Source organism: Paenibacillus sp. CMAA1364, assembly GCF_054373195.1.
The window spans coordinates 1-26,054 of the sequence record NZ_JBITNB010000012.1 but is presented as its reverse complement, the minus strand read 5'-3'; the positions used below and the strand labels follow the sequence as shown (position 1 = coordinate 26,054).

At 41.6% G+C, this 26,054-nt stretch carries 22 protein-coding genes and 1 riboswitch; of the genes, 7 read left to right on the top strand and 15 right to left on the bottom strand.

The genetic code is table 11. From position 1 onward, the window contains the following. Positions 1 to 56: 56 nt before the first annotated feature. From ACH8E3_RS09475 to ACH8E3_RS09455, 5 genes are all read right to left on the bottom strand, one after another. Positions 57 to 1,391 carry a nucleobase:cation symporter-2 family protein gene (locus tag ACH8E3_RS09475; protein WP_458632384.1) on the bottom strand — a complete coding sequence of 445 codons (1,335 nt, stop codon included), beginning with the start codon at positions 1,389 to 1,391 and terminating at the stop codon, positions 57 to 59. A 33-nt stretch (positions 1,392 to 1,424) separates the two neighbouring features. Continuing rightward, positions 1,425 to 1,997 (bottom strand): xanthine phosphoribosyltransferase, encoded by a 573-nt coding sequence (locus ACH8E3_RS09470; RefSeq protein ID WP_458632383.1) that lies wholly within the window; start codon positions 1,995 to 1,997, stop codon positions 1,425 to 1,427. A 209-nt stretch (positions 1,998 to 2,206) separates the two neighbouring features. Continuing rightward, positions 2,207 to 2,306, bottom strand: a riboswitch (purine riboswitch). Positions 2,307 to 2,391: 85 nt separating this feature from the next. Next, positions 2,392 to 2,679 (bottom strand): hypothetical protein, encoded by a 288-nt coding sequence (locus ACH8E3_RS09465; protein ID WP_458632382.1) that lies wholly within the window; start codon positions 2,677 to 2,679, stop codon positions 2,392 to 2,394. Between the two features lie 31 nt (positions 2,680 to 2,710). Continuing rightward, positions 2,711 to 3,523: a TrmB family transcriptional regulator gene (locus ACH8E3_RS09460; RefSeq protein ID WP_458632381.1), complete on the bottom strand. Its 813-nt coding sequence runs from the start codon at positions 3,521 to 3,523 to the stop codon at positions 2,711 to 2,713. A 62-nt stretch (positions 3,524 to 3,585) separates the two neighbouring features. Then, a complete protein-coding gene (locus ACH8E3_RS09455) occupies positions 3,586 to 4,305 on the bottom strand; it encodes a zinc ribbon domain-containing protein (RefSeq protein ID WP_458632380.1) in 720 nt (239 codons plus the stop codon). A 254-nt stretch (positions 4,306 to 4,559) separates the two neighbouring features. Between ACH8E3_RS09455 and ACH8E3_RS09450 the strand changes: the two genes are divergently transcribed. After that, positions 4,560 to 6,659 carry an ATP-dependent helicase gene (locus tag ACH8E3_RS09450; protein ID WP_458632379.1) on the top strand — a complete coding sequence of 700 codons (2,100 nt, stop codon included), beginning with the start codon at positions 4,560 to 4,562 and terminating at the stop codon, positions 6,657 to 6,659. 87 nt (positions 6,660 to 6,746) lie between these two features. Here the strand turns inward: ACH8E3_RS09450 and ACH8E3_RS09445 are convergent, their stop codons facing one another. The 3 genes from ACH8E3_RS09445 to ACH8E3_RS09435 form a co-directional block, all read right to left on the bottom strand. After that, positions 6,747 to 7,598 (bottom strand): M15 family metallopeptidase, encoded by an 852-nt coding sequence (locus ACH8E3_RS09445; RefSeq protein ID WP_458632378.1) that lies wholly within the window; start codon positions 7,596 to 7,598, stop codon positions 6,747 to 6,749. Positions 7,599 to 7,710: 112 nt separating this feature from the next. Then, positions 7,711 to 8,433 (bottom strand): hypothetical protein, encoded by a 723-nt coding sequence (locus ACH8E3_RS09440; protein WP_458632377.1) that lies wholly within the window; start codon positions 8,431 to 8,433, stop codon positions 7,711 to 7,713. A gap of 58 nt (positions 8,434 to 8,491) precedes the next feature. Beyond that, complete coding sequence (locus ACH8E3_RS09435; protein WP_458632376.1) at positions 8,492 to 11,593, bottom strand: DEAD/DEAH box helicase; 3,102 nt, start codon at positions 11,591 to 11,593, stop codon at positions 8,492 to 8,494. A 344-nt stretch (positions 11,594 to 11,937) separates the two neighbouring features. Here ACH8E3_RS09435 and ACH8E3_RS09430 point away from each other — a divergent pair, with 344 nt between their 5' ends. After that, positions 11,938 to 12,696 (top strand): tryptophan-rich sensory protein, encoded by a 759-nt coding sequence (locus ACH8E3_RS09430; RefSeq protein ID WP_458632426.1) that lies wholly within the window; start codon positions 11,938 to 11,940, stop codon positions 12,694 to 12,696. On the opposite strand, the gene ACH8E3_RS09425 is transcribed toward ACH8E3_RS09430, so the two are convergent. Then, entirely contained in the window at positions 12,693 to 13,358 is a 666-nt protein-coding gene (locus tag ACH8E3_RS09425; RefSeq protein ID WP_458632375.1) for an NAD(P)H-binding protein, read from the bottom strand. The genes ACH8E3_RS09430 and ACH8E3_RS09425 overlap by 4 nt on opposite strands. A 116-nt stretch (positions 13,359 to 13,474) precedes the next feature. Next, a complete protein-coding gene (locus ACH8E3_RS09420) occupies positions 13,475 to 14,731 on the bottom strand; it encodes an MFS transporter (protein WP_458632425.1) in 1,257 nt (418 codons plus the stop codon). Positions 14,732 to 15,279: 548 nt separating this feature from the next. Between ACH8E3_RS09420 and ACH8E3_RS09415 the strand changes: the two genes are divergently transcribed. The 4 genes from ACH8E3_RS09415 to ACH8E3_RS09400 all read left to right on the top strand — a co-directional run bounded on the left by ACH8E3_RS09415 (position 15,280) and on the right by ACH8E3_RS09400 (position 19,782). Then, complete coding sequence (locus tag ACH8E3_RS09415) at positions 15,280 to 16,176, top strand: FMN-binding protein (protein WP_458632374.1); 897 nt, start codon at positions 15,280 to 15,282, stop codon at positions 16,174 to 16,176. Positions 16,177 to 16,253: 77 nt separating this feature from the next. Next, the gene (locus ACH8E3_RS09410; protein ID WP_458632373.1) at positions 16,254 to 18,128 is read left to right on the top strand and encodes an FAD-dependent oxidoreductase; all 1,875 of its coding nucleotides are present in this window, start codon (positions 16,254 to 16,256) and stop codon (positions 18,126 to 18,128) included. Between the two features lie 210 nt (positions 18,129 to 18,338). After that, a complete protein-coding gene (locus tag ACH8E3_RS09405) occupies positions 18,339 to 18,797 on the top strand; it encodes a hypothetical protein (protein ID WP_458632372.1) in 459 nt (152 codons plus the stop codon). A gap of 4 nt (positions 18,798 to 18,801) precedes the next feature. Then, a complete protein-coding gene (locus ACH8E3_RS09400) occupies positions 18,802 to 19,782 on the top strand; it encodes a polyprenyl synthetase family protein (RefSeq protein WP_458632371.1) in 981 nt (326 codons plus the stop codon). An 85-nt stretch (positions 19,783 to 19,867) separates the two neighbouring features. On the opposite strand, the gene ACH8E3_RS09395 is transcribed toward ACH8E3_RS09400, so the two are convergent. From ACH8E3_RS09395 to ACH8E3_RS09375, 5 genes are read right to left on the bottom strand one after another with little or no spacing between them, the layout of a single operon-like run. Continuing rightward, positions 19,868 to 20,740, bottom strand: coding sequence for a UbiA-like polyprenyltransferase (locus tag ACH8E3_RS09395; protein WP_458632370.1), 873 nt, complete (start codon positions 20,738 to 20,740; stop codon positions 19,868 to 19,870). Positions 20,741 to 20,765: 25 nt separating this feature from the next. After that, entirely contained in the window at positions 20,766 to 21,596 is an 831-nt protein-coding gene (locus ACH8E3_RS09390) for an energy-coupling factor transporter transmembrane component T family protein (protein ID WP_458632369.1), read from the bottom strand. Continuing rightward, entirely contained in the window at positions 21,593 to 22,432 is an 840-nt protein-coding gene (locus ACH8E3_RS09385; protein WP_458632424.1) for an ATP-binding cassette domain-containing protein, read from the bottom strand. Before ACH8E3_RS09385 ends, ACH8E3_RS09390 begins: the two co-directional genes overlap by 4 nt. A gap of 23 nt (positions 22,433 to 22,455) precedes the next feature. Beyond that, positions 22,456 to 23,916: a Gx transporter family protein gene (locus ACH8E3_RS09380; RefSeq protein ID WP_458632368.1), complete on the bottom strand. Its 1,461-nt coding sequence runs from the start codon at positions 23,914 to 23,916 to the stop codon at positions 22,456 to 22,458. Further along, positions 23,900 to 24,292 carry a NusG domain II-containing protein gene (locus ACH8E3_RS09375; RefSeq protein WP_458632367.1) on the bottom strand — a complete coding sequence of 131 codons (393 nt, stop codon included), beginning with the start codon at positions 24,290 to 24,292 and terminating at the stop codon, positions 23,900 to 23,902. The genes ACH8E3_RS09380 and ACH8E3_RS09375 overlap by 17 nt, the downstream gene beginning before the upstream one ends. A 174-nt stretch (positions 24,293 to 24,466) precedes the next feature. On the opposite strand from ACH8E3_RS09375, the gene ACH8E3_RS09370 reads away from it, so the two are divergent. After that, complete coding sequence (locus tag ACH8E3_RS09370; protein ID WP_458632366.1) at positions 24,467 to 25,522, top strand: FAD:protein FMN transferase; 1,056 nt, start codon at positions 24,467 to 24,469, stop codon at positions 25,520 to 25,522. Positions 25,523 to 26,054 lie beyond the last annotated feature (532 nt).

Here is a 26,054-nt window from a genome sequence, read left to right as displayed (position 1 = left end):
ACATTCATATCAACGAATGACTAGCCTCCATATGTAATTCAAATATATTATATACGTTATACTTTCGATTCGATCGAATGATTACCTTTCAGACCATTGAAAATAAGATTCATCATGATAGCTGTAACACTACCTGCAACGATACCATTATCGACAAGAATACGAACGCTTGTAGGCAACTGTGCGAACACTTCTGGAACCACGGTTACACCTAGACCCATGCCTACAGAACAAGCAATGATGAATAAATTCTCATAGCGGTTCAGATCCACTTGGTCTCCCAACATCCGAATGCCCGATGAGACCACCATGCCAAACAAGGCCACCATCGCTCCACCTAATACGGGGGTAGGTACAAGTTGTGTTAATGCAGCAATCTTAGGAACGAAGCCAATGACAATGAGTATACCACCAGCGACAACGATGACATCCCTTGTTTTGACACGGCTCATTTGGACAAGCCCCACATTCTGTGAATAGGTGGTGTACGGGAATGAATTGAATATTCCTCCAAACACGATAGCTATCCCCTCTGCACGGTATCCGCGAGTCAGATCCTTGGATGTAAGTTCTTTGTCCACTATTTTACTTAGAGCCATGAACACACCCGTCGATTCCGCGATACTAACGATGGTTACCAATATCATCGTGATAATAGCAGATGCATGAAACGTCGGTTTACCGAAATAGAACGGTTGTACAGCTTGGAACCAACTTGCATCCCTTAAAGGGCTGAGATCAACATGACCTAACATACCCGATACCACAGTACCGACAACTAAACCGATGAGGACAGATATAGAACGTATAAACCCTGTCGTAAATCGGTTCATCAGAATAATAAATAACAGAACACCAAAACCAAGAGATAGATTCAGTGTACTTCCGAAATCTGTCGCTCCCGCTCCCCCGCCAATGTCCGTTAGAGCAACCGGAACGAGTGTCACACCAATTATCGTCACAACTGATCCTGTGACAACAGGTGGGAATAAGGCTATCAGTTTGCCGAATAATCCTGAGAATAAGATTACAAAAATACCAGAGGCTATGATAGCGCCATATATAGCGGATATACCTTGATTCAATCCAATTGCTATCATTGGAGATACCGCCTGAAAGGCACATCCCAGCATCACGGGTAGACCAATTCCGAAGAATCGATTACCAAATACCTGTAGCAACGTAGCCACACCACAAGCTAAGAGATCAATAGATATCAGATACGTTAGTTGCTGTGAAGAGAGTCCTAATTGTCCCGCTACAATTAGGGGTACAATCACTGCACCCGCATACATTGCTAATACATGTTGAAGTCCTAGAGATAATGTCTGAACCGGATTTCTGTTTCTTTGAAAAATACGATCTTGTCTTTGTTGATGATGTTGTTGCATATTTATATTCCTCTCTCCTAGTTGTCAACCCATCTAATCTACAAACGTTACCGTTCCATTATCCAACGCTGCAATACGAACAAGAGATTCAACACGGTGACCTGCTTCTAGTAGAAGCTGACGCCCAGGTTGGAATGACTTCTCAATGACAATACCTATCCCAACGACTTGCGCCCCTGCTTGCTCCACAATTCTAGCTAGTCCGAATGCCGCTTCACCATTTGCAAGGAAATCATCAACAATCAATACGCGATCCGTAGGGTCAATGAATTTCTTCGAGACCGTAATCTCATTCGTCTCTTGCTTCGTGAAAGAATACACCTTCTGCACATAGATATCTTGTTTGAGCGTCAAGGACTTCTGTTTACGAGCGAAGATCATTGGTACATTTAATTCCAGCGCAGTCATAATTCCAGGTGCAATACCGGATGATTCAATCGTTAGCACCCTAGTAATCTTCTGATCCGCAAATCTGCGCGTGAACTCCATACCCACTTCTTTCATCAATACCGGATCCATCTGATGGTTCAAGAAAGAATCCACCTTCAATACATTATTATTGAGTACGATCCCTTCATTTAGTACTTTATCTCTTAGTAATTGCATATCCATTCCTCCTTAAATGATATCCTTGCTTTGTTGCATAAAATGATAGCCATACCATTCCCTTTAACGAGATGCCCCATTCTCAGACAAAAAGAAGCCCTCTCATCACCGCTATCTACAGCGGAAAATTAAGGGCTTCGGGTTAATCATCATACCATCACATGATGTGCTATATTCTCAATCAAATACATGGAATAGAACGAAGGAATGGGTATATATAATTAACCCGTAGTCCAATCATTCCGGTGATCGGGTAGAGACATGCAGGCCAATCCCTGCACCTATACGGCATGTTATGACGATGTAAATGTGAAATGTAACCTATGCATTATAACGCATAACACATCAAAAAATAAAGAGGTAAAGCCTTACTTCTTGTGTAGATTCAATGAATCTATAAAAAGTTACTTAGGAGAGACTTTAAATCCCTATCTTCCGTATACCGTTCTTGGCCCATATCAAGCTCTCTAATACGAATAGATATGTAATCAGCTGTAGAATCAACAGGCTTATACAGTAATGAATCCCAATCAGAGATCCTGACATTATAATTCATATCTTTGAGCATTTGTACAAGTTGCTCGTCTCCAGGTTGCTGATTCTTATTCAGAAAAATAATCCCTCTTAATTGTTTGATTTCATCCTTATGCTTCACTTCGAAATGAACGAGACACTCTTGCATGTCAACATTCCTCCATATCATATGATATATTCTAACTATCTGTCTCTGAGTCAACACCTACATACTTCTTGTATATCTGCTCATAATGAGAACCATATCGTTGCGAAAGCATATCTCCAATATCCTTCTCGATTTCAAAAAGAACCATCTCTTGCGTGAAATGGCTAAGCAATAATTCCGTCATCATGGGATGAATACTTACCATAGCACTTGTCTCTGCGTCTTCTCCTCGCGTACCAATCATGCACCATTTACGATCAACGACGAACGAGAACTTGCGTCCCATAGTGATCGAGGATTCTACCAATAATGAATCCATCCCCGGAAGGATCATATGTCGACCAAAGGATGTTTCCCCACCATCTGTAGTCCAGAGTAACTTCACCCCCCTACGCTCAGCACGCTCTAACTCATCACGTAGTAGTGTCGCTTCCTCATGTGATACATCGATAACGATTTCCTTCTCTGCGCTCTCTAGCTTATGAATCAGCGTTGATACAATGTGCATATCCCCCTGCATAGAAAGAAAAGGTGAATCTTGCGATTCCACTCTGGGCATCTGGCTCTCTATAACAGACAGCGATTCATGTATTTGGCCTGTAATCTTACGCGTCAGTTCTGAGGTCTTAATCATACTATAACGTACAGGCTCGCCAGAACTACCATGGAGATATCCCTGCTGAAAAAGACGTTGCAATGTAGCATATACATTAGAACGTGATACGCCAAGTCTTTTGGCCACCTCATAACCTGATGAAGGGCCTTTACCTGCCAATTCCACCATCACCTTAGCTTCCATCTCCGTGAACCCTAGATTTCGAAGATGATGTAATAATTGATCCATTCTTATGTCCTCCCAAGTTGCCATTACAATTGCGATCATCGAATTCATTTAACCATTCTTATTTAGATCTGTTCCGCACCACAACGCGCACACCACTTCGACCCTACAGGTAAATCAACAGCACAAATTTGACATTTAAATGTATCCACAGCTTCTTCACTATCTTGCTTCACTGTCGATTCTTCGCCATCTTGCCCTTTCCAATAACGAATACGACGATCCAGTTCTAATTGTCTCTCACGCTCACGCTCTAGCACCTCAGCTTGCTTTCGTTCACGATCTATATCCTGTGGTTGCTTCTCTACTATCTCTTCATAAGGCTCTTCCAGAATATGATCTACATCATTCACACTTAGTATTTCCAAATCTTCATGTCTTATAGACTCTTTCTTGGCTGCGACGACCTTCTCCTGCTTATCCATCGCTTCACTTTCAGACAACTTTGTGCCACAATGTGGACAATAATTCACATTCAGTTCCACCATGTGACCACATGGACACATTCTTTCATTCTGTAATTCCGCTATACGTTGACGATGCAATTCAATTTCCTCCGTTAGCGTATCACATTCTTTCGATAATCTAACAATTTCCACCTCAGCGACACTCATGTCATCCGTTTGATAGCCACTGTAGAATACTTTTCCCATCTGCAAAAAGTAAATATCTAATGCTCTTTCAATTTCGGTGATATGACTTTTGATTTTGTTGACTTCTACCATGTTTTGAGCTTTCTGGGTTACTCGATTAGCTCCACTTTTAATACGATCCATAATATCCATATCATAGCTCCTTCTTCATTTAAATGACGATAACTATACTTATTCACACTTCATAACATTCAGCATAAATAAAGATGCTCTATCTTTTGCTATTAACATCATGAGGATTTGCCTTTCCTCTTCTGATTAGCGTTATAATGAGTATTACTGATCTTCTTTTTAACCAGAACAAGTATTTCTGACTCTATCATAACAAATTTATAGTTGGATTGTGAAAGGGTATCTCCTATACAGTTCAGAAAGGTAGGCCGTAATTGACACAATTAAGCACCACATACCAATCGCATCCGGCTGGCGTGCCTATTTCCACACCACTACCCAAGACATTATATGCACCCACAACGACAAGTGTAGATCTCGTACTTGAACCAATGAAGGATGCATTCTATTTCCGCAACCTTGAGCAACAAGGGATTTACCTCAACGGTCCTCAGATCGAAGCGGTACGTCATGGTCAGGGACCACTATTGACACTGGCTGGTGCTGGGTGTGGGAAGACAACAGTATTGGCTGCACGAACAGGTTATTTAATAGCGGTGCTCGGGGTTCCCGCTTCTCAAATATTGTTGGTCACGTTCACGAGTAAAGCAGCCGCAGAGATTAAGGGTAGAATCGCGAACATTTCTTGTATTTCATCTGCTGCGGCACGTTCCGTACAAGCTCGTACATTCCATTCCTTTGGATTATCCTTATTGCGACAGTCTGGTCAACAAGAACAAATCCTTAGCGACTTCTCAACTAGACATACGATCATGAAGATCATACTTCGTCGGCTACAACTAGGTGGCACTTATGAACCTGAGACACTCTTATCTGCATTATCCTCATGGAAGATGAGAGGAGAATGGCCGAAGGATCTACCTTCTTCTACCGAAGAAGAAAAAAGGATTAAGCATATCCTCCTTACGTATGAAGAATGGAAACAAGGCCGTAATCAATGGGACTTCGATGATATTTTATTACATACAACATCCTTGCTACAAGATGCATCCACATTGAGTCAACTCCAGTCGCGGTTCACCTACGTCATGGTCGATGAATTTCAAGATACCAACACTGTTCAATATGATATCGTTCAACGATTATCTGCTGCACATCATAATCTCATGGTAGTTGGTGATGATGATCAGACCATTTATTCCTTTAATGGTGCGAAGCAGGAATCCGTTCTACATTTCGATCAAGTATATCCTAAGGCTACCATCATCACGCTACCGATTAACTATCGAAGTGATTCAAGAATCTTGGGTCTTGGTACGTCACTGATATCACATAATCAATTCAGACGTCCCAAGCAACTTGTTGCCGCAGGAGCGGAAGGTCATGCTCCTTATTATGCTTCTCCTGCGACAGTAGAAGATGAGGCATGCTTTGTTGCCAATCATATCGAAGAACAAGTGCGACTGGGACAAGTCTCTTATTCAGAGATTGCTATTCTCCATCGTACGGCTAGCAGTAGTCGTTCCATGTTAGAACAACTACTCCTTCGCGGAATTCCGTTTATCCAACACGGTAATAGTACGGTATTCTACGAGCAGACAATGATCAGAACATTGATGGATCATTTAAGATTATCTATTAACCCGCGGTGTAAGGATGCCTTTTCAAGTGCTCTAGGCCCACTATATATACCACGCGAAGAAGGCATGAATTATGTAATGGAACAAGAGAAGAAACAATCCAAGAAGTACCCTCTCATTCATCTTTCTCATTGGGATCGGCTCAAACCTTTTCAACGAGAAGCCGTGAGGGATCGAATTAAATTAATCAAGAAGCTTGCATCACTAAAGCCATTGTACGCCATTCAAGAAATGAGACGTATTTTCTATGATAAGTATCTAGAAGCTGGCGACCCCCTTCTTCATACGCAATATAAGGAGACCATAACAGACAGTCTGGATGAGCTAGAGAGCGCTGCTACGCACTTCAATAGCGTTGAACTATTCATAGCTCATGCTGACGAATTAACGTTACGTCACAACCAAATGCAGGCACATCGCAATGATGATGTAGGTCAAGCAGTACAATTACTAACCATACATCGAGCCAAAGGTATGGAATATCGCCAAGTCTACTGGATTGGTGCAAGTGAGGGCGTCCTTCCACATAGTACTGTTCTTAGAGACAAGCCTACACAAGAGATGAGAGCGACACATCCCAAGATAACCGATGCTAGCCTCGCTATCTCGGCACTTGAAGAGGAACGACGCTTAGCTTATGTAGCTGTAACTCGGGCGAAGGAGAGACTTTATATCACCTCACCTCAACAACATCATGGCAAGGCTGTCGATCCATCTCGCTTCTTACTTGAAGCATTTGGTGTATTGGGAAGTCAGACTCATGTGACCAAATAAAAAAGAAACAGTAGCCAAAGGCGTATCAGATGCCATAGGTTTACTGTTTCTTTTATTATACTTATATTTATCACATAGGTTGCGCTGTTATAACTTAATATTGCTCTCATCAAAGTATTCTTCCACCGTTAAAGTACTTGCATCTATTGCTGGTGCAAGATCCGTACCGAAATATCGAATATGCCACGGTTCATAGATATACCCCGTCTTATCTTCAGCGTCTTCTAAATATCGAATGACGAAACCATACTCTGGTGCATGTTCTGCTAACCACTTGCCTTCTTCTGTCTGTCCGAAAGTCTGTTCTAGGGCATTGCCTACACTCGGACTAGAGAGGTCCATCGTGAGACCCGTCTGATGTTCACTATGCCCTGGTGCGGAACTAACTCGAGAAGCTTCTTCCTTACCTCTATTGCGAACATTCGTATCATAAATGACCTTCTGTCGTGCATAGGAACGGTACCCCGATACAGCCCGCAACTCAATACCTTCGGATTGCGCTCTAGCAAACAACTTCTCTAAAGCTTCCGCAGCTTCTTTACGCATCATCCGTTTCTCATGCGGTCCATCAAATGAAAAGGGTACATCCGGTTCTACAAGATCTTGCGGTTCATACCCTTCTGGAAGACGCCGCTGTTTATTTACAATGACCGTGACCGCTTGGGGATTCGTTACGATTGATTCACCATCTAATTCATTCACTGTCGCCTGCAACGAATTTTCATTGCGCTTCGCCATTACCGGATCGACCGCTTGTCCACCTTGGATTACTTCCTGTTGATCCCCTTGACCTACAGGTGCCGCCTGTAATGCTTGTCCCTCTTCTTGAGCAGAGCCTCCTGTTTCAGATTGACAGCCCGCAAGAAGGAGACTAGATGTTATCATCACTGGTGCAAGCACATAGCACCAGTGCTTCAATTGCCATATCTGTAATTTCATACAAATTCTCCTCTCAGTAGCATCTTTCATATCTATGAGTTTCAATTCAATATTTTCACTTCTGTTGATTACTTCATCATACACGATATTTCTTGCATATGCATGGTCCATTCTATTCCTTAAACGATGTTTTACGTCGTTTCTCTGCATGATCAGCAGTCTTTTTTATAATTAATCGGAGTGCCTTTTGTACACCCGGAACACCTTCAAGTAATGGGGTCCAATCATCTGCATGTAGTTCTGAATCGTCTGGAGGTGAAAGGTTGATTGTCATATCTTTATAAAGAGCGCCAGGATCATGCAATCGTCCCTGCTCAGCCGCTTCTGCAAGCCAATCTGCCGGTGTTGGACCTTGCTTTTCTTTCTCTTTCGTAAGCGAAGCCTCCATTGTAGCGATCTCTTTCGTCTTAGATTCCTTTAGGGTAGACCAAGCACGAAAGATATCGGACAACAATTCTTTTCGAGACAATCCTAGAAGTGACATCATCATCAATGGATTATCATCAAGTTGTCTGGAAGCATAGGACTGCATGGATACCACATATGCACAGTTCACATCCCCACACGTACAGGTAGCTTCTCCAAGAAATATACGGATAGGTGAAGGTAATAAGGTCTGCAGCCATGAAGGAGTCTCTCCGCCAAGCAGACCATACACATCATGCGCATTCTCCGTTAGTCCCGTAACAATCTCTTGTTTCATTTGGGAAGAAATCACTTCCGTTGTGATGCTCCATTCATGACTGTTATGATCGGATAATTCATCTGAAGATACAACATACGTGCCAGTCAACAATCCTGGACGTACATCCAACTGCATTTGAGCTTCTAACACACTTCCCCCTCCTTTTCCTGATGATCGAGTACATCACCTCTTCTAATTATTCTTATACTTACATCCAATCTTCGCCTTGTAGAGCAATGAGGTCTTTCAGTTCATGATCTGACATCTCTGTTAACCACGTCTCCCCGGATCCCACTACCTGTTCTGACAGCGACTTCTTATTCTCAATAAGTTCATCTATTCGTTCTTCTAATGTCCCTTGGCAGATCAATTTATGAACATGAACATTCTTATGTTGTCCAATACGGAATACGCGATCTGTCGCTTGGTTCTCCACTGCGGGATTCCACCAACGATCATAATGAAACACATGATTAGCACGTGTTAGATTAAGACCTACACCACCAGCTTTTAACGAAAGCACGAGGAATGTTGTTCCCTCTCCCTCTTGAAATGACCGAACCATTTCATCTCGTTCTTGCTTCAGTACACCCCCATGTAAGAAGGCAGGTGCTTTGCCATACCTTGCCGCTAGTCGCGCTACAAGCAAATGTCCCATCGAGACATATTGAGTGAAGATTAACGCTGATTCGCCAATCTCTTCAATACTGTCCAGTAACTCCAACAAACGTTCCATCTTACCCGAAGCCTCAGCTTTTGTAGGGCGAGTCTCCTCCTTACCTAACAGTAGAGGGTGATCACAGATCTGTTTTAGCTTAGTCAGTGAGGATAAGACTAGACCCTTCCTAGCGATTCCTGTACGCTGCTCAATCTGCATTAACATCTGATCCACAACCGCTTGATACATCGCTCCCTGTACATCTGTTAACGTACAATACGATTTCAATTCAATCTTCTCCGGTAAATCCTTCGCAATGTCTGGATCACTCTTTAGCCTGCGAAGCATAAAGGGTGATACTAATTTATGCAATTCGTGTAACTGTTTCGGATCAACATCTCCTGTATAACGTTGACGGAATGAGGATGAGGTTCCTAAATATCCTGGATTTAGAAATTGAAATATCGACCATAACTCTAGCACACGGTTCTCTACAGGTGTTCCTGTCATAGCAATACGATGTGTAGCAGATAACTTCATTACACTTTGCGCTTGCTTCGTTCGATAATTCTTAATATATTGCGCTTCATCTAGTACGATTGCATCCCATAACACCTGTGCTAAGTCCACACCATCTCTCCCACATAGATGATATGTCGTCAGGATGATATTATGTTGTGTCACTTGTTCTAGAAATTCTTCACCGTGCAAACGTTTATTCCCATGATGGATATAGATAGACATATCTGGTGCGAAGCGCTGTAACTCACGTTGCCAGTTCCCAAGTAAGGATGTGGGGCACACAATAAGCACAGGTCGAGTCTGTTCAGGCAATCTTTCAAGAATACATGTAATCACTTGAACGGTCTTCCCAAGCCCCATATCATCAGCCAAACATACGCCGAACCCCAGATCTCTCATGGCAGCAAGCCATTGGTATCCACGTTCCTGATAAGGACGTAATACACCATGAAGCGATTGCGGAATAGGTCTAACCGGCACACTTCTAGAATTCGTTCCATCGAGAAGAGAGGATAACATGCCTATGGTTTGCATATTCATTATGGATAGACCCTTCCACAACCGCTCATCGCTATCTTCAGCAGTTAGGTGCATCCAATCGGATATTTCCATCTGACCTTGTTCATGACGTTTAATATATCGAAGTACCTGACGTATTTCTTTGAGATCTACTTCAATCCACTCGCCCCTAAATTCTGCGTAGGGTACGTTGGCTTCAGCTAACTTCGTCATTTCTTCTAACGTAAGGGTTATTCCACCCAGCGCAGCTTCCACTTCAAATGATATTAAATGATCCATTCCAAGAGATGAAGGCATATTCTCTGTATTCTCCGTTGCATCTGATTGAATCATCTTAAGGGATACACCAACACGTCTGCGGTCTTTACTCCAACGAGAAGGAAGTTGAACGCTAACCCCAGATGCCGTTAATAATGGTACAACTTCTCGTACAAAAGAGAATAATTGTTCCGGTGTGAGATCCACACCTTCTGGCGCAGGGAACGCCATAGCATCACGGATGTCAGAAGATAGAAGTGATGCTTCACCTAACAAGATTAGAAATTGTTCTTGAATCGCATGATATTGTCTTCCTCTGATCTCAAGTTCATTAAGAGACCTACCCCAGATGAAGCTTGCAGGCAACCATGTCCCATAATCGTCTTGTATCTCCGCCCAGAAGGACACATACCAACGTTGTTCATCCCCAACTATGCTAGGCTCCATTCGGATACCTAAGCTCAGACTTCCCTGCTGTAGTGAATCATCATCATCATCCTCTTCTTGCCCAAAGCTAGGAACAGAAGTACCGCCTATCACAGATACGGATTGGATTAATTCTCCCACCTCCCCAGGTGACCCTTGAATCGAAATATCACGACTCACTGTCAATAGCCCATCCCACCACAATTCAGCTAGTGGAGAATACCCTCTACGGTAATTAGCCATATAGCGAGTAAGTTTGGCTTCTATTCCTTGTATCACATCTTTAATCTCCATATGAGTAATTGCACTTAAAAAGGAATGCAGTACTGCAGCACCAGCTTCCTCCTTCGTCTGTAATCCCGCAAATGCAGGAACACCAAAGGCAAGTGGTGGCATCGATGCCGCCAATTGCAAGAAGCGCTCTACCTCTCTTTTGCCTTTCAACCTAGGCATCCAACGAGCCGTGACAATCTGCTCGCTTACACGTCTACGAGCCCCTGGCGTAATCAGTGGTGCTGTACCTGGTGCAATGCCACCATGAAGTAGCAATTCCAACGCAAAGCGAGCCACCATCACCCAATAGTTCATTTCAGCACCAGGTTGTATCCCTTGCGCAAGACAAGCCTCATCATCCCATGCTAATAACATGAGAAACGCATCTTGTGGCGAAAGGGCAAGACCTTCTAACGTCCTACCCATCAATTGACGTCTTTCGCCTCGTCTATTCGTAGCTTTGAGGTTCACAGTAGTGGATGGATATCGAAGTTCAGCTAATCTTAGTACCCCATTACCGAACGGTCGGGTGCCATCCTTCCATTCGAACTGTTTCACTACTTTCCTCCAGGCATCCACTCTTGGTTCAGACACCTCACCTGAAAAACAAAAAAATACATCGCCTAACCATACGCCAAATAGCGGTTGATTCATCGTTGTCTCCTACCGTTTCACTACGCACATATTTTTATTACCATCACATCAAGTTATTGTTGGACTTATAATGTAAAAAAACCCACCTAATGCTTACTTTCCAAGGGTGGGTTTGTAGTCTGTTCACACGAATTGATTAATTCATGAATCATATTAGAAACGCACTGTCCATTATAACATACGCATAGAATCAATAACAACCAAACAACAATCATATCAGGTGATTAACTCCAAAAAATCGGACGAGATGAATACTATTCTTACAATTATGGGTATAGATTAGATATAAGTATACAAGTTGTAAGATATCTAACCATTATGAATTCACAAGGAGGCCAATAATGATGATGAGAACTAATCCTTACAAGTGGTGGAACCTGATTTCATTCCTAGCTATGATTGCTATCAATGCATTAGCAAACACAACGCTTCTTGGCGGAAGAACAACTAGCGATGTATCTGACATGTACCCCACCTATTTAACACCCGCTGGATATGCCTTTTCGATCTGGTCCCTCATTTACATTCTGTTAGCAGGATTCATTTATTATCAATTCAGACAGTATAATGCACATCGCGAATCTGTTCAGGTCATCGGCATTTGGTTCACGCTGAGCTGTATAATCAATATCGTGTGGCTATTATTATGGCAGTACCTCTACATAGAGCTCTCTGTGTTAGCTATGATCTTCTTATTGCTTACACTCATTGTCTTGTATAGACGTACACGCAGACTAACTCGTCCTACAATTATTGAATATTGGCTTGTACAACTACCATTTACTCTTTACCTAAGCTGGATCAGTGTCGCCACGATTCTAAATATTTCTATCGCTCTCACCAAAAATAACTGGGGTGGATTCGGCTTAGAAGAGACCACTTGGGCTGTTATTATGCTCTGTGTTGGTGCTGTGTTATGCATCATGGTGAGCTCACCTTACCGAGATAGTGTATTCCCATTAGTATTCGTATGGGCATATATAGCCATCGCTATGGAGCAGAAGTCACATGAGCAAGTGTTCTTAGCTGCCTGCATCCTGTCAGTCATCTTATTCTTCTATAGCGTCTGGTTATTCTTTGTACGTAATCGCGATCGTAATTAATTCAATCCAATGGCATGAATAACATCATTGGAATACACATGTGTACCTGGAGGTCCATTTAGTGCCATGTTTATCATCGCTCTGGCTACGACTTCAGCTGGAATAGCGCGATACTTTGCAGCTTTTCCTTGAAAGAGAAAGTCGAATGTAGTCATGAATCTACTACCTAACTCTTCACCAATCCGTTTCTCATCACGTGTACCTAGCAGAAGAGAGGGACGGAACAAGTGCAGACTGGGGATTCCTATTGCGCACAGTGCTTCCTCCGTCTCTCCTTTCGTCCGATTATAGAACAGACGTGATGCGGGATTCGCTCCCATGGCGGAGATGGCTAGATACTGACTTACGCCCTTAGCTCTGGCTAGCTGTGCCGCAAGAACAATATAATCAAAGTCTACTTTACGGAATTGTTGTTGGGAACCCGCCTTCTTAATGGTGGTTCCCAAGCAACAATATACGTCCCTCACATTGGTAAATACCTCATCATATTGATCCAATATATCCCAATCAATAATAGTCTGCGATAGCTTCGGATGTGAGATGTGGAGTGGTGTTCTTACCAGAAGCTTCACGACATCATATTCTTCCCGTTGTAACAATTGTTCAACAACGTTACCACCCACTAATCCAGACCCGCCTAATACAACCGCCTCAACCCCCATGTTTGGTTACCTCCTAAAAGTTTTTAGAGCAAGACTTCACAAGATATACTTCGTTAAAAACTTACTTCGAAAGCATACACTTCGTTTTTAGAGCAAGACTTCACAAGATAATTGAATTACGCGTCTTTGAGTATTTTCTTTCCGAACGTAAGTGCGACAACGAGCATAAGGGTTCCTACCAAGCTCTGCAAACCATACTGTTGAATGGCAACTGGAAACACTTTGATCACTTTGAATATTTGTCCGCCGATCATTGGACCAAGGAAACATGTAAGCCCTGTAATTGCAGAGTACATGGCAATAAACATAGGCCGTTCACTCTTAGGTGTATCTCCAATCGTGAAATTAAAGACCATTTGGTTGAATCCACCTGAACCGACACCTAACAAAATATGTGAAACCATCAACACGAGTACCGTTGGCAGAATGGAGATGAATCCCCAGACCATACAAGAAGCTGCTATGATCGGTAACGTCCAGAATAACAACGTCTTATTACTGAATCTAGCATTTAGATTTCCCCACACATAGAAACTAATCATCATCGCAATCGTCTGCACAATCGTTAGAAGAGAAATCGTTTGATAACTAATATTTAATATATCAAGCATGACATATGAGAATAACGGTACAACTATCGTCTGAAGAAGTAACCACCCCGCTAGAAATATCGTAGAACGCATAAATGGCTTATCTTTAAACGGCTTCTTCATCATGGGTATTAGCTTTTTTTCCGTAGATTTCTCAAAAGGTAAATCCGGATAAAAAAAGAACGTCGCAATATTAATGAATGCAAATATAAATATAATAATAAAGAGTATCATAAACCCTTTACTCTCAGTGTTACTATCCAATATTTTACCACCAATAAAGAGCGTAAGTCCGCCTAATGCATTTAATACCGTGTTCCTAATTCCAAAGTATCTCCCTCTAACACGAGCCGGCACAAGGTCACTAATCAGTGATGACCATAAGACGCCTCCAACAGCATTGGCAATAAAGGCAGATGTATAAATAGCAATAAAGGCCGGTACCCACCATTCTTTATCAAATATAAAAGGTACGAGTCCAGTCGACGCCCACAGTAGTCTGTGTAGCGCTACGAACAATATCATCATCCACTTGCGACTCTCCAACTTCTGAATCATAAATGCGATAAATATTTGAGATACGTTAACTAACGTTGAAATCGCAAGCACGAATCCGATGACTGCAGAACCTGCACCAAGGTACAATAAATAACCTGTTAAAAAGGGGCCTCCTAGAAGCGTCTGAAATATAGTGGCCGCTGTTCCTTCTGCCGTCGCAATGGATAGATTCCTTCGTTGAACGGATAATTTCCGACGTTGTTTGAGCTTAGTTACTACAAGTATTGGAAAACACTCCTTCTTATGTCCTGGTATTTTTTAGTAGAGATGAAATTGTAGTTCACCAAGTTTTGCCTTAGTAAAGAAATCTCTCTTTTGTCCCCATTCTACACGCAAGCTGTCATCTGTCAATCCGATTTCACAACCAATTAAATACTAGCGTTTTTGAATCTATTTTTAACTCGTAAAATTTGTGTCTTCTACTAAAATCATTCATTCAACAAATCTATCATTTTATCTATTACAGTGAAACGCTTACAATCATTTGCAAGAACGAAAACCATTGATTTTATCTAAAATTATGGTAATTTAACTCTTCCCTATTTCGACATATGGTGATATAGTTTACATGTAGCGTGCTATTCATTATTTATTCCAAATATTAATTTCTCTATAAGTGATTTATTTCACATATGTTGAGATATTTATCATGTTACCCTTTTATTATCAAAAGTCTACTAAACTGATTTTGCTTTTTGTAAGTGTCCCAATATTCACCGGGTTCACTCTTTAAATAAAAAGATGTATTCAAAAAACTACTGGGGGTCGTAATCATGAAAAAGAAATGGACAGTTCTTCTATGCAGCTTGATGTTGGTTGGAGTACTATCAGCTTGCGGAAGCAACAATGAAGGTGCTAAGAATACCAATGATAAAGGTAATGCAACAGAAACAGTTGTACCAGCCGCTGGCGAAGAACAAGGTCAATATAAAGATGGTTCTTATTATGCAGAAGGTACGTATGATCAAGAAAGCGGATGGAAACCTTATGTAGTATTGACAGTTAAAGATGGCAAAATCGATACTGCCAATTGGAACTTCGTAAGCTCCAAGGGTGGACCAGATAAGAAAGCTGTCGATAAAGCTGGTAACTATGGTATGAAGGAATTTGGTAAAGCGAGTGCTGAGTGGTATGAGCAAGCAGAAAAAGCAGAAGCATTCCTAATTGAAAAGCAAGATCCTGCTGCTATCACATTAGATAACGATGGAAAATCAGATGCGATCTCTGGCGTAACGATTCATGTCAATGATCTTGCTACATTAGCAAAAGAAGCACTTGATGCAGGTCCTGCAGCACCAGGAACTTATAAAGATGGTTCTTATCATGCAGAGGCTAAAGAATTCGACGCTACATCCGGTTGGAAGGGTACTGTTGATCTTACTGTAGCAAACGGTAAAATTATCTACGCATTCTTCAGCGGTGTGAATGAAGCTGGCGAAGACAAACAAGCTAACTCCATCGAAGGTAAGTATGGTATGAAGGCTAATGGTGGATCTATTGCTGAATGGCATGAAGAAGCACAAGCAGCACAAGACTTCTTGATCGAGAAACAAGATCCTGCTGCAATCACTTTGAACGAAGAAGGAAAGACAGATGCAATCTCTGGCGTAACTATTCATGTATCTGACTTCGTAACATTGTCTCAAGAAGCACTTGAAGGTGCCAAATAATAACTGTTAATCTCTTTTAACACTTGGTATTATTATACATTGAAACACAATACAAACCATTGAGGTGATCTTTCATTTTGAAGAAAATCGTTCTATTGGGTGGCGGTTACGGTGGTGTCCTCACCGCAAAGAAATTGGCTAAGAAATTTAAGAATAATACAGATGTTCAAATACAGCTGATTGACCGCAATCCCTATCATACCTTATTAACTGAATTACATGAGGTTGCTGCGAATCGTACTCCGGAAGATGCAGTTAAAATTGATCTCAAGAAGATTTTTGCGAATCAGAAAGTGGATATTGTTCTTGATGAAATTCAGAACATTGACTTTGAATCAAAACAATTGACATCCAACACTACAACCTATGATTATGATTATCTAGTTATCGGTACAGGCAGCAAACCAACATTCTTCGGAATCCCAGGCGCGGAGGAGAATTCCTTCACACTTTGGTCTCATGAAGATGCTGTGCGTTTGAAGAGACAGATTCGCACCATGTTCACTGAAGCAGCTAAAGAAAGTGACCCGGTTATCCGTAAAACAAAGCTTTCCTTCGTAGTTGTAGGAGCTGGATTTACAGGTGTTGAATTAATCGGTGAAATGGCTGAGTATCGTGATGAGTTATGTAAAGAGTTCTATATCGATGCAGAAGATGTTCGTCTAGTCGTTGCGGATATGGCTCCTAAGATTCTACCTATCCTACCTGACAAGCTGATTGCTAAGTCCGAGAAGTACCTACGTAAGGTTGGCGTTGAGATTATCACTAACGCTAAAATTACAGGTGTTGCTCCAGCAGCTGTTCAACTAGGAGATATGGAAGTCGCAGCAAGCACGATTGTCTGGACAGCTGGTGTTGAAGGTTCTGACCTCGTAGGTACACTTGATGTTAAACAACAAGGTCGTAGACGTATCGAAACTAACGATAAACTGCAAAGTTTAGATCATGAGAATGTGTACGTTGTTGGAGATAACATCTTCTTTATTGCGGAAGGTGAAACACGTCCTGTACCTCAAATGGTTGAGAATGCAGAGCATGCCGCTCCACTTATTGCTCATAATATTCATGCTGATGTCATGGGAACAGCTAAGAAATCCTATAACCCATCTTTTCACGGTACGATGGTCTCCATCGGAAGTAAATATGGGGTTGCTAATGTAGGACTTCCAAACAAAATGTTCATGCTCACAGGATTTATGGCTATGATGTCTAAGCATTTCATTAACTTGTTCTACTTATCTACAGTAGCTGGATTTAACAAAGTATGGTCTTACATGATGCACGAGTTCTTCCACGTGGAGAATCGTAGAAGCTTCCTTGGTGGTCACTTCTCCAAGCGTTCACCTAACTTCTGGATTGTTCCGCTCCGTCTATTCGTAGGATTCATGTGGTTTAAAGAAGGTTGGAATAAGATTGGTAAGATTATAGAAGATCCCAAACGGATATTCTTAATCCCGCCGTCCCCTTTAGCAGATGCTACTTCTGCTGCAAGTGAAGCTGTAAGCAATGTGGCTCAATCTGTAGATGCTCAGACAGCTGCTTCGGCAGTTGAGAGTACTGGACAGACACTAACGGCACTACCTGTTCCAGGATTCATTACGAGTATCATGAACACGTTCATGGATCTATTCTTCTATACTTCTGATGGTGGTTACACAATGCTAGCAGAGATATTCCAAATTGGAATGGTTCTTGCAGAAATTACATTTGGTGCGCTTCTGATGCTAGGTCTATTCACAGCAGTTTCATCCATCGCTACGATCGGTATGGGTGTTATGATATGGACTTCGGGTATGGCTCCTTATGAGATGTTATGGTATGTATCTGCTGCTATTGCAACGATTGGTGGATCAGGAAGCGTGTTCGGTCTTGACTACTACGTATTGCCTTGGTTGAAGAAACATTGGAAGAGGATTCCACTCGTTAGAAGATGGTATTTATTCACAGACTGAATCTAATCATTCATTGATATGATATACTACAAAGCTTTGTAAATTAGAGTAATGTGCTGTTCGCACATTACTCTAATTATTTTAGAATGATTCGCACAACTAATACAGACCCGCATGGACAGTATCCGTCTTTGCGGAAATATAAATATAGATCAAGTGATTTGATATGTATTTATATTTACACAAAACAGATGCCATGAGGTGAATCATATGCAAACAAAACTTATGAATGAAACCTTTCGCTTACTCCAAATAGAGTGCTCACCCCAAGCTAGGATTTCATTAGATGGACATGAAGCAGACATGCTTGTCGCAGCTTCTCTGTTAACTAGATACGAATTAACGGACGATCGTAGACTTCATCTTTCAGTCCTATATATAGTTCTTCATATTGCAACAATTCGTCATAAGAACTGTGACTTTTCTGATCCAGATCTCACTCGCAAAGTGTTAGATGGAGATTATTTATACAGCTTATATATACAACTAGCACTCCAGTACAAAGAGTTCGATCTTATTACATTCCTAGCACCGCGCATCAAGAAATGGCAAATCCAATGGGCTGAGGGAGATTCCGAAGTCGAGTTATTATCTCATACCTTTGAACAGTACCTGAACGTAGAATTTCAACGTGATGTAACCTATACATCCGTTGAACAGGTAGGTTAAGAATATGAAATTACATGAGACCTTAAACATTAATCTCCCTCGTATGAATAGAGCCATTGAGCATATCGTCAAATCGGATAAAGATCTTCCCTCTACCTCCTTTATATCTAAGAACATTCTTGCTCTCATTCGTTCAGGTGGTAAGCGAGTACGGCCTTTGATGGTTATTGTAGGAAGCAGATTTGGTACCACAAGTTCTGGAGCGCGACAGATTCAATTAGCTGCTGCTGCTGAATTCATTCATGTAGCCTCTCTTGTCCACGATGATGTTATTGATCGGTCTGATACGAGAAGAGGCCACCCCTCAATGCATACTTCAACTGGCGTATCCGAAGCTGTCTACATTGGCAGTTATATGTCAGCACGGGTCATAGAACTTCTATCTAGCGATAATATAGATCGAGATCAGTATGTCCACGATCTATCGGCAATTGCAACTGCTCAACTATGCATTGGAGAATATGAGCAACTCGAGCATCGTTTTAATTACGATTTCACATTAGAGCAATATCTCGAGAAATCACGTAATAAAACCGCTCAGTTGATGGCTACATGTTTACGTGTTGGAGCTTTGTCTACTGAAGCCAATCCGGAGGTTGCGCAATTACTCTATGAATTTGGAGAGCATATCGGCATGTCATTTCAGATCCAAGACGATATCCTTGATTTCACCCAGAGTACAGATCGTCTAGGTAAGCCCAGCGGTAGCGATCTCATACAAGGACAAGTCACTCTGCCTGTTATATATGCACTTCAAAAACCGGAGATTGCAGCTACAATCAGATCTATTTATGAGGCTTCTACGACGGATGAGATTAATGATGCAATTGATATCATCCGTTCATGCGGAGCACTTGAACAGACGGAAGAGCTTAGTCGTTACTATTTAGCGCAAGCCCAATCCATCATTAACCAATTGATGTCATTTCCCGCTCATAAAGATCTTCAAGCTTTACTTGATTACTTTGGTCAAAGAGATTATTAGCATAAGCACAACTAACAAAACACCCTCCCCAATCATCAACACATGATTGGGGAGGGTGTTTCGTATACATATCATTAACTGCCAACTATATAATGAAGAAGAAGTCGATTAAGGTACAGACGACAATAACCATACTGATGACTTGATTTAATTGATAGGATGCTACTTTCATTAATGTCGGCTTGCTAGGTTGTATAATGCCATGTTCCACCATAAATAGGATAGCTGCAATGCCCAACCCTATCAGATACATCCAACCCAAGTCTCGGAAGAAATAGAGAAATAGTAACAATAATAACATAATCATATGCATTCCCCGAGCAATCCAAAGTGCAGACTTCAGCCCGAAGCTACTTGGAATAGACCACAAGCCATGGGCTCGATCGAATTCAATGTCCTGTGTTCCGTATATAATGTCAAACCCTGCGATCCACAACATGACAACTGTTCCAAGCACAAAAGGTGTAAAGGCGAATTGTCCTGTTACAGCGAACCATGCTCCAATTGGAGCTGATGCAATCACAAATCCAAGATACAAATGACTAAGCCAAGTGAACCGTTTGGTGTATGAATACACCGTGATTAGTAGAATGGCCACTGGAGATAATATCATACAGAGTGGGTTTAACATGGATGAAGCCACGATAAATATCATGTAATTCACAATAACAAATAAGGTAACTTCTTTCTTATGTAATACCTTTTGTGGAAGATGCCTTGTCGCCGTTCTTGGGTTCTGTTCATCGAACCAACGATCAGCTATTCTATTGAAGGCATTCGCTCCATTTCTCGCAGCAATTAATGCCATTAACCCCCATAACATTACCCACCAACTCGGCCACCCTCCAGCAGCCCAGACCATTGAAATGACTGCAAAGGGTAATGAGAATAACGTATGTGAGAACATGACGAGTTCACCAAATTGCTTGCCTTTCATCATTACTTTCTTATAATCCATAAACCTGTTTCATCTCCATACTTTTTTAGAGCGACCAAATATCCCCACTTGATGACACGGATATCCATATTACAATGATCAACATCATGATAAATACACTAATAAATATGCTATCTTTCTTTCTCCACACCAATCGATGGTATTTCGTTCTTGGTTCTTTGACACGAAACCCTCTAGATTCCATTGAATGAACTAGATCTTCAGCTCTTCTAAATGCACCTACTGTGACAGGAACAAGTAAAGAGACGAGCATCTTCCCCTTTTCTTTCCACGGAAGCTCCTTCAGATCAGCACCTCTTGAGGCTTGCGCCTTTAGAATGATCTGAGTCTCTTCTAAGATTGTAGGGATAAATCGAAGTGCAATGCTAATCATAAGCGTAAGTCGATCAGGAGAAACTCTGATCCAGTGAAATGGCTTTAGTACACCCTCTAGCCCTTGATTAAGTCTTCCGGGTGTTGTGGTGAAGGTAAGAATAGCCGTGAAGGATACAAGAAATACCATTCTCAGAACGGCAAACAAGCCTAGTTGAAACCCTTCAAAGTATAAATTCCAAGAGCCAATACGAATAAGGACAAGCCCTTCTTTATCTACTACCTTTAAGCATTGCACGATAAAGATAAACACCATTAACACCCATAGCGGCTTGGCTGCTCGAATATAGTACTTCAGTGGAATACGAGTTGATGCTATGATAACAAGCGAGAATAAGAGTAAACATCCCATCTCGATCCATGTGTTAGACATAATGATCATAACAACATATAGAAGCATTGCGATCATTTTGGCACGGGGGTCAATACTATGCACCCACGATCCTGTATCAATGGTTCGGCCGATTAGCAATTTCTCGCTCATATCAATCCACCTCTTCCTTGAGACTGATCGATGCTCAAATGCTGTGCAATCCTTGCAGAAATAGCCTCAGTACTCAAGCAAGGCTGCTCATCAGACCAGCCGAAAGTTTCAGATAGGGCTCGCCAATAACGAATAGATTGTGGAATAGCAATCCCGTAAGACTCCATTTGATCTGCTTGCGCAACAAATGCTTTCACATCCCCTTGAAACTTAGCTTCACCATCTTGCAGAATAAGCCACTGATCTGCATAAGGTAATAACTCATCGAGTCGATGTGTAACGATGATGATCGTTTTACCTTCTTCACGACACAAACGATATAATAATTGAATGAGCTCCGCTCGACTCACAGGATCTAGCGTTGCCGTGGGTTCATCTAGCACTAATAGGTCCGGATTCATTGCGAGTACGGAAGCTATCGCTACCTTGCGCATTTGACCACCACTCAGTTGAAATGGATTACGAGAGAGTAATTGTAGGTCTAGCCCCATTTGGTCCATGGCGACACGCGCACTTTCCTGTGCTTCCTCTAGATTCATTCCAAAGTTCATTGGACCGAAGCAAAGATCCTTTTCAACCGTATCTTCAAATAGTTGTTGCTCTGGAAATTGAAATACAAGTCCTACCCTTTTACGCAATTGCTGTAGCTTTGGTGACTTCTCACCAGCCACTAACGTATGATCAAGCACTTGTACCGTCCCTGAGGTAGGCTTCAATATGCCATTAAACATCTGTAGCAATGTTGACTTGCCCGAGCCAGTTGCTCCAGCAATCCCAATTAGTTGACCTGCCTCTATATGCAAATTCAGCTCTTTTAGTGCAGCTTGACTCCACATACTGTTGGCATCATATTCATAATTCACTTGTTTGAATGTAATGGCCATAGTGTCTCTATAAGCTCCTCTTCGCTATTAGGAACCGAAATCTCCACACCATACCTTTGCAGATCATTCCTAAGCCTAAAGGCAAAGGGTGCTGCCAAGTGACACATTTCTAGCATAGATTCATTCTGGAATAGTTCCGTTGGTGTTATATCAGCAATTAGCTTTCCTTGGTGTAATACGAGCGCACGGCCTGTTGCGGCAATCTCCTGCGCATCGTGAGTAATGGATATGATCGTATACCGTCCACTCTGATGCATATCGGACAAGATCATCATTAAGTCGTTCCGGGTCTTCTCATCTAGCATGGAAGAAGCCTCATCGAATATTACAATCTCTGGCTCCATACTTAAGATCGATGCAATGGCTACACGTTGCTTTTGACCGCCTGATAACTCACTAGGATGTTTATGCAGTAGCTCAGAAATGCCAAGCTTAGCTGCATACGTCTTCACTCTCTCCTCCATCACTTCAATGGGTAAGCATTGGGCCTCAAGTCCAAACACAATATCATCTTCAACCGTTGTTCCCACAAACTGATTATCTGGGTTCTGAAAGACCATGCCAATCATCTTGCGGATGTCTCCGACCGTATCCGATTGCAATTCGAGCCCCTTGACTCTTATTATGCCATCCTTTTTGGGAAGAAGTGCATTCAAGAGCTTGACCAGCGTAGATTTACCGGAGCCATTCGCGCCAACGATACTCACCCATTGTCCTTGTGAAATGTTCAGTGATATCCCATTCACAACAGGCTGGCCCTTGTCATAGCCATACGTTACGTCTTGTAGTTCTAATATTGGATGCCCCACGCCATGTATCGCCGTGGTTATACGATTATCCGAAGTTATAGGTTCAACTGTATTCTCCAACGGGCTGTTGGTCGCTTGGCCTTGATTTTGGAACTCATCAAATAATGATAACTTTGTTAAAGAAGGTACCAAATATTTAACGGCCATACCTACTAGTATGCCAGTAATTAGTCCAGTTAATAGTAACAGTGGCAAGTAATAGTATATATTTGTGGTCTGAAATACGATGGATGCCGCTGTAATCTGACCGAAGTTATGCGCAACACCACCAATGACACTCACGCCAATTAGACTCACCTGATTGCGACCTAACTTCATCACTGCGAACATCACGATAAAGCTAAATAATGATCCGAATAGGCTAAATAGCATACTGCTGAATGTCCCAAAAATAAATGCTGTAATAATCGTCTTCAATATAACCAACATTAGAGCATCTCTACCTCTTAAAAAGTATAAACAGGTTAGAATCATAATGTTTGCTAATCCTAATTTAGCACCTGGAATTTGAAGATTCACTGGGATAATCGATTCAACTATACTGAGAACAACAGCTACCGCAGCAAAAATCGCCACGATCACTATCCTTTTTAATACACGAGTAGATTCTTCAGTTGACAATGACATCTGGTTCATCTCCTACATCTTGCATGCCATTAATTTCAACCATAACCCGATGTGGCAAACAAATAATACTTTGTTTAGGTCGATCAATAAATCCAAAGGTCTGACATACTTTATCCGGGCAGTCCGTATCATACATTTCCACACCATAATCATGAACTTTAATAATATTGGTTCCTTTTGTAGATTTAATCTCTATGATTTGTTCCTCTTTCGTCAAATCAATCGTCTGGTACAGCTTACCATTCAACGTAATATCAGCTGTCAATATATTATTGTGATTGTTTTCACTAGCGTCTCCGGGGAACCACCTTGGAACTAGGAAGAATAAAGCCACAGCAGCAACGATCGTTATAATCAGTAGGTCTCCGCGTTTCATGGATAGCTCCCTTATATTTTAATGGTTTGAAATCTATACTTTTTAATTATACCTATCTTCCAGACAAGCTTCAATGTTTGATTCATATTCAGTCAAATGCGATAGCTCGCTTTCTTTTCAACATTATATCTGATATAATCCATGTCGAAAATGAGCTGGAAATGAGGGAACCCTATGAAACCATTCAAACATGCACCATTCCTACTAATTTTATGCCTAACCGTCATCTTGTCAGCGTGTGGAAACAGTAAATCTTCCCCTAATGTGAAGGTTGAACCTGTAAGTAAATCATTCTATGTGTTCGATACGATTGTTCAAGTTAGAGTGTATGATGGCAAGCCGACAGAGAAGAACTTTGAACATATTAAGGATATTCTTGATACGATTGAGATCCAAATGAACCGGAGTAATGATCAGAGTGAGGTTGCCGAAGTCAACCGAAATGCAGGCATCAAGCCTATCCATGTCTCTGATGATACGTATCACGTCATCTCTGCTGCGTATGATTATTCCGTACGTTCTGATGGAAAGTTCGAAATGGCTATTGGTCCATTAGTCTCTTTGTGGAATATTGGTCACGAAGGTGCAAAGGTGCCTCCGATGGACAAGATTAAGGAAGCTATTGAACTTAGTAATTATAAAAACGTGAAGCTTAACCCAGACAAGCATGAAGTGTATCTAACTGAACAAGGGATGTCACTTGACCTAGGCTCGATTGCCAAAGGGTTTGCAGCTGATAAGATCGTTGAATATTTACAAGCTGAAGGGTTCAAAAGTGCCATTATCGATCTTGGGGGTAACGTATTCGCTATGGGTAAGAAACCAGGTGACCAACAATGGACAATTGGCATTCAAGATCCGAATGAATCACGAGGTAATCCTATTGGCAATATCCATGTCGATAATATGACCATTGTAACTTCCGGGGTGTATGAGCGATATTTCATGGAGAACGGGAAACATTATCATCATATCCTTGATTCTCAAACCGGTTTTCCCGTTGTCAATGAAATTAATAGTGTTACGATTCTAACCGATCATTCTATCGATGCTGATGGATTATCAACCACATTATTTGCATTAGGTATTGAAAAGGGATTAGCATTTATAGAGGCTTTAGACCATACAGATGCTCTCTTTATTACGAAAGACAAGAAGATCATTGCATCGTCTGGCATCCGTGATTTACTTACAATTACGAATAACAGTTACTCATTAGCGTCCGAATAATTGATTGAATATCAATATTAGAGCATCCGCTCGTTCTTCGAGCGGATGCTTGTAATACAATTCAATTCATGTTATGATTAACTTTGCATTTAAAATTTTAACCCCCTAGCGTTCCTCGCAAGAAGAATAACCTTCACAAATGAAGTTTGAAATTTCTATTTTTACAAACCCTAATGAAGTAGAGTTTTAAGGACGTATCTGATTCACACTGGCACGGTCATTGGAGCCGTAAGGACAAAAGAGAGGTAGGGCTTTTGTTGTGTTAGAAGTCAATTATTCTGTAACCCATCTGTGCAAAGGGACCAACTGTAACCATGTAATCTTGGTTGACAGGGGTTAAATATAGTGCTTGTTATGCTGCAAGCGAAAGGGGCTGTCCCAAAAGTCATGAAAATGACTAGGGGCACCCCGTTTGTTTTTTTGTAGGAGAAGGTTAGGTGTTCTGAGAGGACGCTCCGAGAACGGACCGTTTCTCCAATCGCTTTTACGAAATCGTTCCGTCCTCTGCGCTACTTTAAGCAGACTTTTGCAA